This window comes from Flavobacterium piscinae (assembly GCF_004122145.1).
GTDB classification, from domain to species: Bacteria; Bacteroidota; Bacteroidia; order Flavobacteriales; family Flavobacteriaceae; genus Flavobacterium; species Flavobacterium piscinae.
Window position 1 is genome coordinate 18698 of record NZ_SBKQ01000005.1, and the last position, 12530, is coordinate 31227.

General features: G+C 36.1%; 7 protein-coding genes. 6 read left to right on the top strand and 1 reads right to left on the bottom strand.

Annotation, left to right across the window (positions count from 1 at the left end; translation table 11 throughout):
- Positions 1–149 precede the first annotated feature (149 nt).
- Positions 150–779: a hypothetical protein gene (locus EQG68_RS05595; protein ID WP_129463809.1), complete on the top strand. Its 630-nt coding sequence runs from the start codon at positions 150–152 to the stop codon at positions 777–779.
- Positions 780–882: 103 nt separating this feature from the next.
- On the top strand, positions 883–3285 hold the full coding sequence (locus tag EQG68_RS05600) for an alpha/beta hydrolase family protein (RefSeq protein ID WP_129463810.1): 2403 nt from the start codon (positions 883–885) through the stop codon (positions 3283–3285).
- Positions 3286–3379: 94 nt separating this feature from the next.
- On the opposite strand, the gene EQG68_RS05605 is transcribed toward EQG68_RS05600, so the two are convergent.
- Complete coding sequence (locus EQG68_RS05605) at positions 3380–4312, bottom strand: ABC transporter ATP-binding protein (RefSeq protein ID WP_129463811.1); 933 nt, start codon at positions 4310–4312, stop codon at positions 3380–3382.
- A 531-nt stretch (positions 4313–4843) separates the two neighbouring features.
- On the opposite strand from EQG68_RS05605, the gene EQG68_RS05610 reads away from it, so the two are divergent.
- The 4 genes from EQG68_RS05610 to EQG68_RS05625 all read left to right on the top strand — a co-directional run bounded on the left by EQG68_RS05610 (position 4844) and on the right by EQG68_RS05625 (position 12416).
- Entirely contained in the window at positions 4844–8458 is a 3615-nt protein-coding gene (locus EQG68_RS05610) for a carbohydrate binding domain-containing protein (RefSeq protein WP_129463812.1), read from the top strand.
- Positions 8459–8585: 127 nt separating this feature from the next.
- The gene (locus EQG68_RS05615) at positions 8586–10898 is read left to right on the top strand and encodes a beta strand repeat-containing protein (protein ID WP_129463813.1); all 2313 of its coding nucleotides are present in this window, start codon (positions 8586–8588) and stop codon (positions 10896–10898) included.
- Between the two features lie 405 nt (positions 10899–11303).
- Positions 11304–11696, top strand: a complete 393-nt coding sequence (locus EQG68_RS05620) for a hypothetical protein (protein WP_129463814.1) — start codon at positions 11304–11306, stop codon at positions 11694–11696.
- 84 nt (positions 11697–11780) lie between these two features.
- On the top strand, positions 11781–12416 hold the full coding sequence (locus EQG68_RS05625; protein WP_129463815.1) for a class I SAM-dependent methyltransferase: 636 nt from the start codon (positions 11781–11783) through the stop codon (positions 12414–12416).
- Positions 12417–12530 lie beyond the last annotated feature (114 nt).

The following is a 12530-nucleotide window of genomic DNA, read 5'->3' on the forward strand; positions in this document are numbered from 1 at the left end:
AATCTTTTAAAAATAGTCGTCATTGTTAACGTTTTTTTTATGAGTTGATAAAAACCAACCCTCTTAATTTGGCATTATTGTTGTAAAGGTATTTTCAAAATTAGCGTTTTGTTAAGACTCTTTTTTGATTAAAACAGTATATTTGGACTATGAAAGTGTTTTTTTCCATCCTCTCTATTATATGTTTTTCCCTTACGGGAATGGCACAGTTTGATACGGGCGGAAAATCGATTTCACCCAGTGGAAACTTTGGTATTAGTCCAAGTACTTCCGGAACATCCATCTTTTCTCCCAAAGAAAAAGAAGATAAAAAATCTGATAATTATTATGCTCCATTACGCAAAGAAAAAGAAATTGATTTAACCCAAAATTATGGCTTTGCGAAACCTGAATTCAAGCTACAACCTAATTTAAATGGTGAGAGCGAAATGATGGAGGAATTTAAACGCGGAAAACATTATGGCAGTTTTATCAGTAAATCAAAATTTGTCAAAGTATTATGCCGAGATCACCAAGCTATTGATGGCGACCGTGTTAGTATCATCTTAAATGACAAAGTGGTAGAAGCTTCAATTTTTTTGGATGGTGAATTTTCAGTTTACTACATTGAACTAGCCCCGGGGTTCAACAATTTAGAATTTGTAGCGTTAAACCAAGGTAATTCTGGTCCAAACACCGCTCAATTTGCAGTTTTGGATGAATTTGATGCTACCATCATGTCGAATATTTGGAATTTAGCTACCGGAGCAAAAGCTTCAATGAGTATTTTCAGAGAATAATTCAATCCCAACACACCTCTTTTTCTTTATTTTAACAGATTTTTTAGAAGTTTGATTTTTATAAGTCTTATTTTAGAGGCTCAATAAATCAATCAAAATCTTTATGAAAATTAAATTACTACTCCTTTTATGTGTGGGCTATTTTGTTTCGGCTCAAGAAAATTTATCGTATCAAAAGCCACCTAAAGAAATTTTGGAATTGGCCGATTATGAAAGAGCTCCATCGGTAAACATGGACAGCAAAAAAGAATATATGCTGTTATCCTATCGAAGTACTTACAAAACCTTAGATGATTTGAATCAGGAAGAAATGCGTTTAGGCGGACTTCGAATCAATCCGGTAACCAACATTTCCAGCACAGTTACCTACATTACCAACTTAAAAGTTAGAAAAGTTTCCGAAAAAAATGAAGTACAAGTGAAAGGTTTGCCTGAGAATCCAAGAATTAGTAATCTTGGAATGTCTCCAGATGAAAAGAAGCTTTCATTTTCAAACACCACAAACACCGGTGTGGAACTTTGGGTTTTAGATATAGCCACCGCTCAAGCCACCAAATTAACGGATGCAACTGTAAACGCCAACATGGGAAACCCTTTTAGTTGGTTTACCGATAATCAAACAATCTTGGTGAGAATGCTGGTAAAAAACCGCCCGGCTTTAATTGATTTAAAAAAAGATTTGCCAACCGGTCCAATCGTTTCAACAGGAGATGGAAGTGTTTCACAGAACAGAACTTATCAAGATTTACTTAAAAACCCTTTGGATGAACAGAATTTTGAAACCCTAGTTACTTCCGAATTATACAAAGTAACTTTAGACGGAAAGGCAGAATTGTTTAAAAAAGCAGATATGTATGCCGGCGAGAGCATTTCTCCGGATGGTAATTATGTGATGATTACCACCCTTCAAAAACCGTTCTCATATATTGTTCCTTTGAGTCGTTTTCCTCAAAAATCGGTGGTCTATGACAAATTTGGAAAAGAAGTAAAAGTGGTGAACGAAGTTCCTTTGACGGAAGTTATGCCCAAAGGTTTTACTTCTGTTAGAAAAGGAAAAAGAAGTATGGGATGGAGAAATGACAAGCCTTCTACCCTATCGTTTGTAGAGGCGTTAGACGAGGGAGATCAAGCCAATAAAGTTGACTTTAGAGACGAAGTATTTTTATGGGAAGCTCCTTTTACTGCGAATCCAACATCTTTAGCCAAAACACAACAACGATTTGGGGGAATAACTTGGGGGAATGACAACATCGCCATTCTTTCTGATTATTGGTATGATACTCGAAATGCTAAAACCTATATCATAAACCCGTCTAATCCTTCACAAGCTCCAAAAGTGATTTGGGATAGAAATTACCAAGATATTTATTCGGATCCGGGGAATTTTGAAACAAAGAAAAACCAATATGGTAAATTTGTTTTAACCTTGGATAATGATAAAGCTTATTTAATTGGTGATGGATTTACAAAAGAAGGTCAATTTCCGTTTATTGATGAATTTAACTTGAGCACGCTAAAAACCAAACGTTTATATCAATCAACTTATAAAGACAGAAAAGAAGATATCCTGTCGGTGGAAGACGTAAAAAAAGGCGAAGCGTTGGTTATGATTCAGTCAAAAAATGAATATCCTAATTATTACTACAGAAATTTTAAATCAAAAGGGAAATTAACACAATTAACCCATTTTAAAAATCCATTTGCGAGTATTGAAAATGTTCACAAAGAAGTGATTAAATACAAACGCAAAGACGGTGTTGAATTATCCGGAACGTTATACCTTCCGGTTGGTTATGACAAATCGAAAAAAGAGAAAAAACCGCTTTTGATTTGGGCTTATCCAGCTGAATACAAGGACAAAAATTCAGCCGGTCAAAGCGATAAAAATCCAAATGAATTTACGTTTCCATACTATGGTTCGTTTGTATATTGGGTAACAAGGGGTTATGTCGTTTTAGATGATGCCTCGTTTCCAATTATTGGTGAAGGAACTACTGAACCAAACGACACATTCATTGAGCAATTGGTTGCAAATGCAGAAGCTGCGATTGATGCAGTTGATAAACTAGGCTATATAGACAGAACAAAAGTGGGTGTTGGCGGACATTCGTATGGTGCATTTATGACAGCCAATTTGTTGACTCATTCCAACTTATTTGCGTGTGGAATAGCACGAAGTGGAGCTTATAACCGAACTTTAACTCCATTTGGTTTTCAAAGCGAACAACGTAATTATTGGGATGTTCCTGAAGTTTACAACACTATGTCGCCTTTTATGAATGCCAACAAAATGAAAACTCCATTATTGTTAACACATGGCGAAGCCGATAACAACCCGGGAACATTTACTTTACAAACCGAGCGTTATTTTCAAGCATTAAAAAATCTTGGTGCTCCGGTTAGAATGGTTATTTTACCAAAAGAAAGCCACGGTTATGTAGCCAAAGATAATATTTTACACCTGTTGTGGGAACAAGACCAGTTTTTAGAGAAGTATTTGAAATAGATGAATGTGAAGAGTTGTCGGAAGAAAATGATAATTTATAACAGATAACTGACAATAGTCAACAATTAACCCTGAAGTTAAAAAAATTTCAGGGTTAATTTTTTGATAAAAACAAAATCGTGTGAGATTCTACGTGATTTTCGTTTTCAAAGTATAAAATTCCTTCAGGATAATTTGCCTCAATTAAGTAATAGTTTCCACGAAAGTAGGCATTAGATACTATAACCTTTAAATTTGAATTTGTCACTATTTTTAATTGATGAGGATATAATAATTGATTTTCTTCTCTATCAAAATAGTAACCTGGAATTTCGTTTACATCGCCAAAAAGTGAAGCAACATAGTTTGAAGTAGGATTTTGATACAATTCATTTGGGGAATTTTCTGCCACTATTAATCCATGTTGCATAACAAGTACTTCATCGGCAAAGGAAAGCACATCGGTACTGTCATGGGTGGCAATTAAGGTGGTTATATTTTTACTTTTTAAGTAGGTAAACAATTTTCTGCGTAAGCTGTTTTTTCTAAAATTATCAATGTGACTAAACGGCTCATCTAGCAATAGAACTTCCGGTTCAAGTGCCAAAACCCTTGCTAAAGCTACCCGTTGCATTTGTCCACCACTTAGGAATTTAGCTTTGATGTTAGCAAACTCAGTCATTTCTACGATTTCGAGCAATTCAGCAATGCGTTTCTTTTTTTCGTCGGGATAAAAATTGGAAAGGTATTTACCTACATTTTCTGCAACGGTTATAAAAGGCATCAAATCAAAATCTTGAGCTAAATACTTCATAAATGACATTCCGGGTAGGAGGTGAAATTTGGGTCCGAGTACTTCCTGATTATTCCAAAAAATCTTTCCTTCATTTACATCATAAAGGCCATAAATGAGTTTCAAAAGTGTGCTCTTTCCACAACCGCTTTCACCAATCATTGCTAAGTTTTTACCTTTTTCAAGAGAAAAATTGACCTTTTTAATGATTTCGTTCTTATCATAGGAGAATGAAACATGGTTAACTTGTAGCATAAAAAGAAGGTTGTGTTTGAGTTTCAAATTTAGAGTAAGTTATGAATAAAACTATAATAATTCTAAAAAAGTAAAACTATTTGAGTGAATACCAAATTTTGAATAAATCTGTTATTGCAATATTAAGAAGTTCACATGAAAAGAAAAATATTACTCCGATTTTGATAACTTTTTAATTAAATTATTGATGAAAATAAATTTATTAATTCAATAATTAAACTACTCATTTATTAAATATAGCATAATTATGCCCCTAATAAATTCAATAATAAATAATTTCACAATATCTTTTTGTAAGAATAAAGCTTTTTTCACCAATACAAAAACACAACATTATATTTTTTGCAAAATTTTAAATGCACAGAAACAAAATAAATTAGCTACTCTATGAAGCCTTGAAATACAGCTATTACAGTTGAAATAGAATCAACGAAAACGTTTTAATTGGCTGTATAGTTTTTGTACAGTTATAAAAAAACTATTGTATATATTATAAAATTAAATTTGAATGTCTAAAAAATCAATTTAATAATGAAAAAATTTACTTTACTTATTATGTTATTCTTATCAATGATAGGAATTTCACAGAACTTACTCACCAATGGTGATTTTGAAAATGGAACTACAGGTTGGGTTTTTGGCCCCCCTGGAGTAGTTGCTTCAGGAGAAGCTTTTTACAGCACTGCAAATGCTGCAGGAAATCCTTGGGACACGGAACTCAAACAAACAAACTTGTCATTTACAGGAGGTGAGTCATACACGTTAACCTTCAAAGCACGTGCAGCTGCAAACAGAACCATGTCTGTTAATATTCAAAATACAGGTATTTGGAATGATCAATTCAGAAATAATGCTGTTGCTTTAACCACTACGATGACTACTTACAGTTATACATTTAACGCTACGTCAACTAATAACAACGCTCAACTTAATTTTCATATGGCTAATATGGGAGTCAATACAACTGAAGCTGTTTATATTGATGATGTTGAACTTATTCTAAACGAAGGTGGAGGCGGTGAAACTCCTCCAGCACAACCTGTTGGTTTTGTGGCAAATACACCGACATCTTCGAGTGTATTTTTAGCTATTGGGCCTAATCAAGTAGGTGGAGAAATTGAATATCGCCTATTTTACTCACCAACAGCAACTGCTCCTGGAAACCCATTAACCGCAACTCAATACTCTTTTGGTAGTACTCCGGGAGATGGAAATGGTTTCAGTGCATTTGGATTCACCTTAACGGGATTAACTTCAGGTACAGAATACACTTTTTGGTTATACCAATATAATTCTACAACAGATTTATACTCCTCTCCTAATGCAGTAACGGCAACAACTCTTTCAGGTTCTTTATTACCGCAGCCGGTGGGATTTGTTGCAGTCAGTCCGACTTCATCAAGTATTTTTTTAGCAGTAGGATCAAATAATACAGGTGGTGATATTGTTTATAAATTATTTTATTCACCAACTGCAACAGCACCAGTTGATCCTTTAACTGCTACAGAATATATGTTTGGTAGTACTCCTGGAGATGCAAATGGTGCAAATGCATTTGGTTTTGCTTTGGGAGGTCTTGATTCAGCAACGAATTATACTTTTTGGTTATATCAATATAATACTGTAACATCAGCATATTCTCTTCCTGCTTCATCAACAAATACCACATTAGCTCCTCCACCGGTTTTGGTTCCACCAACAACTAATGCACCAATTCCAACACGGAATTCTGCTAATGTAGTTTCGGTTTATAGTGATACATATACAAACATTGCAACTAATTATGATCCTAACTGGGGACAATCAGGCCATACTTTAGTCAATACTGCTTTTGAAGCTGTATCAGGTTCTGGTAATAACATCTTACATTATCCTAATTTTAATTATCAAGGAACTGAACTTACAGGAACTGATTTGTCTTCTATGGAATTTTTGCATGTTGACCTTTGGACAAATGCACCTACATCCACAGCAATAGTTCAAGTAAGCCCTATTAACGCAGGTACTGGTGCTGGTGAATTTTTAGTAACTATCAATCATGTTCAGGGTCAATGGGTTAGCGTTGATTTGCCTAAAAGTCTATTTATTGGTATGACATGGGATAATGTGATACAAATGAAATTTGCTGCAAATGGACCAGGAAGTACAACACCAATTGACATCTATTTAGATAATGTGTATTTTTGGAATAATCCAGGTGTAAGCACAGATGCTACTTTAAGTGATTTACAGGTAGATTTTGCATCAGTAGATGGATTTGATTCTTCTCAACTTTCATACACTTATAACATACCATTCGGTACTATTGATATTCCTCAAATAACATCAGCTACACCAAACGATGGTTTAGCATCAGCTGTAATTACACAAGCTTCTACTTTACCAGGTAGTGCAACTGTATTAGTTACAGCCGAGGATCCTTCAGTACAATTGACTTATACAGTGAATTTTGCTTTCCCTCCACCACCGGCTCAACCAGTTGGATTTGTAGCATTTAACCCAACTGCAACAACAGCATTTTTAGCTTGCGGTCCAAATAATGTTGATGGTAACATTGTCTACAGATTATTTTATTCACCAACTGCAACAGCTCCTGTAGATCCAACAACTGCAACAGAATATAATTTTGGTGAAACAGCAGGTGATGGTGGCGGAGCTAGTCCTTTTGGATTTAATATTCCAGGGCTATCACCAAGCACAAACTATACTTTTTATTTATATCAATATAATACTGAAACGAACCAATTCTCTTCCCCAGGTACTGCTTCGTTAACAACATTAGCTCCTCCACCTGTTCTTTGGTATGCTGACAATGATGACGATGGTTTTGGTGATGATAATGACACACTTTTAGCTGTTGACCAACCAATTGGCTATGTAGCCGTTGGGGGCGACTGCGACGACACTAACGACACAGTTTATCCGGGAGCGACCGAAATCTGCTACGATGGTCGGGACAACGATTGTGATGGCATCATCGATAATGGTTGTACGCCAATAGTATCGGTTGTTCAACCGGCACAGTGTGGAATAACGTTACCAACCATTGACAGTTATGTTTATGCCAACTTGGTAGCGGGAGCACAAGGATACCGTTTTAGAGTAACCAATTTATCAACCAATGAAGTACAAACCATTGACAGAGCTTTACGTGTTTTCCGTTTTACACAATTAACAAGCTATGCTTTTGCAACCGAATATTCGGTTGAAGTTTCTGTGAGAATCAATAATGTATGGCAACCGTTCTACGGCACACCATGTACTGTTTCTACACCGGATACCACTACGCAAATTCAAGCTTCTCAGTGTAATACCGCTATCAGTAACTTGAACAATTCAATTTTTGCTGATATTGTACCTTTTGCAACGGGTTACCGATTCAGAGTAACGAATACGTTGAATCCAATCGATGTACAAACCATTGACCGTCCGATTAGAGATTTTAGAATGACTAATTTGGCTACTGTAGAATTCAATACCACTTACAATGTGGAAGTAGCAGTTAGAAATACAGACGGAACGTATTTATCATATGGTGCTGTTTGTAACATTACTACGCCTATGTTCCCAACTGTTGGCTTGGAAGATGCACAATGTGATGAGTACTTAGTAAGTTCTAACACAGAAACATTATTTGCAGAATCTTACCCTGGTGTTGAACAATACCGATTCTTATTGGAAAACGTAAGTTTAGCATACAACCAAACAGTAGACAGAGCCACAAGAACAGTTACATTGAATAATTTCACAGGTTTAGTACCGGGAGAGATGTATACCGTACGCGTTTCAATTCGATTAAACGGTGTTTGGGGACCTTATGGAAAATCGTGTAGTATCATTACTCCTGGTGGAGTTGGTAGAACAGACGAGGTTTCAAGAGTGGATGCAGATACTGTGAATGAATTCAAAGCAGTAGCATATCCAAACCCATTTGCAACAAGCTTTACCCTTGATGTGAGAACATCCAACACTGAAGCAGTAAGCTTGACCGTGTATGACATGGCAGGAAGACTTTTAGAAGTGAGAGAGGTAAAAGCTCAAGACGTTACCAACTACCAATTCGGTAATCAATATCCATCCGGAGTTTACAATGTGATTGTAACACAAGGAGAAGAAACGAGAAGTATACGAATGATTAAAAATTAAGTTTTATAATTTAAGCAAATTAAAATGCCTCTCTTAACTGAGAGGTATTTTTAATTTGTTTTTTCTACTAAATATTTTCTTAGAAGCAAAAGAGAGCATGTCACGAAAGGTGAAAACAAAAACAGTTATGAAAAACTTTAAAATCTTATTCACACTATTATTTTTTAATTCAGTAGTAAATAGTATAAATGCACAAGTTGGAATAGGGACAACCACTCCAACAGCAGCTTTAGAAATTACTTCAACTGATGAAGGGCTTTTGATTCCAAGAGTGGCATTAGTGAATACAACAACAGTAACCATTTCAACAGGAACAATATCTGAATTAGTTTACAATACCGCCACAACCGGTGATGTAACCCCGGGATTTTATTATCTAAGCACGGCTACAGGCCCTTGGATAAGAATAGCCACAGGTGGTTCAGGTTGGCAAATTACAGGAAATACCGATATTGTAGACAATGTTAATTTTATGGGAACTGCAGCAGGAAATAATGTGGATGTTGCTTTTAGAAGAAATAATGTGGCAGCAGGAAAAATAGCTACAACTAGCACCTCGTTTGGAGTTGGAGCATTAACAGCAGGTACAGCAACAAATAGTTCCGCTTTTGGAAATAATGCTTTGGTACTCAACACAGGCGACAATAATGTTGCCGTTGGAAACGGTACTTTAGCCACCAATACCACCGGAATACAAAACACGGGTGTTGGAAATAGTGCACTAACATTAAACACCGGAAGTGCCAACTCTGCTCTTGGATTTGAAGCATTACGAACCAATTCCAGCGGCAACAACAACACCGGAGTTGGCTTTGAGGCAATGCGAGGAAATACCACGGGTAGCAACAATACCGGAATAGGATTCCAAACTTTACGAAACAACTTGGTAGGATCGGATAATACCGCTTTAGGATTTCAAGCATTAAATAATAATCGAGCAAGTTTTAATACCGCGGTAGGAACACAAGCATCATCCGCTCTTACAACCGGAGCTTCAAATACTTCAATGGGATATCAGGCACATTCTACAGCGACCTCAGGAGTTCAAAATGTTGCTATTGGTGAGCGATCACTTGGAAGAAACAACGGAAGTGCCAACACCGTGATTGGTTGGGAAGCCATGTTTGGTGCAACTTCAACTGCAAGTAATTCAACTGGAATCGGATGGCATGCTTTATTTAACAACTCCGGTTCTAACAATACAGCTGTAGGTTGGAATGCTTTACAAGGTAATGCTGGGGCGACAAATAACACAGCTGTAGGTGCAGGTTCATTAAACAACAACAGTGCTGGTTCCCGCAATACAGCAGTTGGACGTGATGCAGGTTTTGCAGCAACATCATCGGATGGAACATTTGTTGGGTATAATGCAGGTGGCTTTTCAACGGGTGCTCAAAACACTGCTATTGGAGCAAATGCTTTAGATGCCAATGCTGCTACCGCTCGAAGCGTAGCTGTTGGATATAACGCTTTAACAAACACTACTGGTACAAATAATACAGCTGTAGGACATAGTGCCTTACTGAACGTTGCAGCCGGATCAGGAAATGTAGCCTTAGGTTATCAAGCAGGTTTGGCAGAAACTGGTTCAAATAAATTATATATTTCAAATACAAATTCAACACCGGCCACTTCATTGATTTATGGAGAATTTGCTCCCACTAGAATTCTAAGAACAAACAGTACTTTCCAAATTGGTGATCCTACCGGAACTGGATATCAATTTCCGGCGACTCGAGGTGCTGATACTCAAATTTTGCAAACCTATGCAACGGGCGTATTATCTTGGGTAAACCCGAGTGCATTGACTGTTACCGAAACCGATCCGCAAGTTTCTTCCGTTACGGCAAATGCAGTTCCGAAGTGGGATGGCACTACCCTAGTAGACGGAATTATCACTGACAATGGCACGAGTGTGAACGTGGCAGGAAATACCACTACCACCACTTTTCAAATGACAAACGGAGCTACAGCTAATTATATTTTGCAAAGTGATGCTACCGGAAATGCTTCTTGGGTTCCTAATCCTTTGACTACACTATCAGCTATGCGAATTAACTTGAGTGCTAATCAGACGTTGGGCATTACAGGATGGGAAAAAATAAATTTTGACACCACGGTTATTGATACAAAATCTGAATTTGCAGGTGGTACATTTACGGCTGCTACTGCCGGAATCTATCAAGTGAATGCCGGGTTTCATACAGACAACCAAAGCAATGGCCAATTTTACTCCATTGGTGTGTATGTTAACGGTACATTATATCAAGAAACTACCGGAAACCATTACAACAATGGTCCTGTTCACAGAAACATTAATTGCATGGTGAACTTAGCCGCTGGCGGTACTGTGGAAATTTATGTACAAAACTACCAACCTACTGTAGCCATCGACTCGTTTGCTACCAAAACCTTCTTTGAAGTACAACAAATTAGATAACTACAACTGTGCCTACTTAGGACAGTGTAGCAAAAGTTCATTTTTTGGAAGCCCTATAAAGTAACTTACTTCCTATTTAGTAAACCCGAAACTGTATGACCATGTGTATGCATGGTCATTGGGTTTATATTTTATCCCTACTTATTGTTTTTAAAAGGCACGATAAACTCTGTTTAATTTACTGCAATTTATATATTAGTCATATACTGTATATACTTTTGAAAGGCTTTGGTATTCAGGTAAGTCTCCCCGCTCAAAGATGTCTCCACACCTCGCAACAAACCAACCCAACTTATGCAACTATTTTCTATCTTTGGAAGAATTTAATAAACAAATTGTTTATGATTGTGACACCCAAACTAGAAAAGTGTACTTTATATTATCCATAATTTTTTATATTATACCATGGAAAAAATAAAATTAGTTTTAGTGAACTGTTTACTTCTCTTACTTTACTCTTGCGGAAGCTCTGAAGATTATCAAGGCAAATGGAAAGCAGTTAACTTAGAGGGAGACAAATATGAAATTACTTTTTTGCAAAAAAAAATTACTATAAAAGAGATTTCAGGAAATACAGTCCAACATACTTTTATTCAAACAGGTATGGGTCATCAGGGATCAACTGAAAGAACAATTGACAACTATACTATTTTACTAAACAATGGTGCCAAATACCAAATTTATTTTCCAAAAAATGACGAAACTATAGGCATCATTTTAGATGAAAACGGAGTACCATTATTTACCATAAGCAGAAAGGACTTTTTAAGCTATGATACCTTTTCAAAACTAGAATAACCAACGCTAGAGCAAACATTAGCTCTTAATCTCCATACTATTCAACTATTTTCTATCTCCAAAAAGAAAATAAAACACCAAACAATGGACAAATACAAGGAAACATTTCACACTTGGAACAACATTGCTTCACTATACCAAGACAAGTTTATGGAATTAGACTTGTATAATGATACGTACGATTTTATTTGCAAAACAATTGACAAACCCAAAGCCAAACTGTTGGAAATTGGTTGCGGACCAGGCAACATCACGAAATATATTTTGTCAAAAAGACCGGACTTTGACATATTTGGAATTGATATTGCACCCAATATGATTGAACTAGCAAAGCAAAACAACCCAACAGCAGATTTTGCGGTAATGGATAGTCGAGACATTCACTCGCTTGACACACACTATGACGGCATTATTGGTGGGTTTTGTTTGCCCTATTTATCGCAAACGGAGTGCAACGAACTAATTGCAAACACATATGATTTATTAAACGAAAATGGCTTGATTTATTTAAGTTTTGTAGAAGGCGATCCTGAAAAATCTGATTTTAAAGTGGGTAGCAGCGGACGTGTTTATTTTTATTACCACAAATTAGAAGACATTTTACAACAATTGAATCGTTTTCAATTTGAAGAAATAAATACGTTTAAAGTGAAGTATAAAACTTCGAAAACGGAGTTTGATATTCACACGATTGTAACGGCGAAAAAAAAAGCACAATAACTGAATATATGTATTAGGTAAACTTTAAAGACCTCTTAATAAAACTATTATAAAGTAGTTGTTTTTGTTTTTTATATTTATTACTAACTTAATAGACTTTATATACCGAAGTAT

Coding starts and splice junctions, on each gene's coding strand:
- EQG68_RS05625 (WP_129463815.1), top strand. CDS start 11,781: ATGGACAAATACAAGGAAACATTTCACACTTGGAACAACATTGCTTCA.
- EQG68_RS05615 (WP_129463813.1), top strand. CDS start 8,586: ATGAAAAACTTTAAAATCTTATTCACACTATTATTTTTTAATTCAGTA.
- EQG68_RS05600 (WP_129463810.1), top strand. CDS start 883: ATGAAAATTAAATTACTACTCCTTTTATGTGTGGGCTATTTTGTTTCG.
- EQG68_RS05605 (WP_129463811.1), bottom strand. CDS start 4,312: ATGCTACAAGTTAACCATGTTTCATTCTCCTATGATAAGAACGAAATC.
- EQG68_RS05610 (WP_129463812.1), top strand. CDS start 4,844: ATGAAAAAATTTACTTTACTTATTATGTTATTCTTATCAATGATAGGA.
- EQG68_RS05595 (WP_129463809.1), top strand. CDS start 150: ATGAAAGTGTTTTTTTCCATCCTCTCTATTATATGTTTTTCCCTTACG.
- EQG68_RS05620 (WP_129463814.1), top strand. CDS start 11,304: ATGGAAAAAATAAAATTAGTTTTAGTGAACTGTTTACTTCTCTTACTT.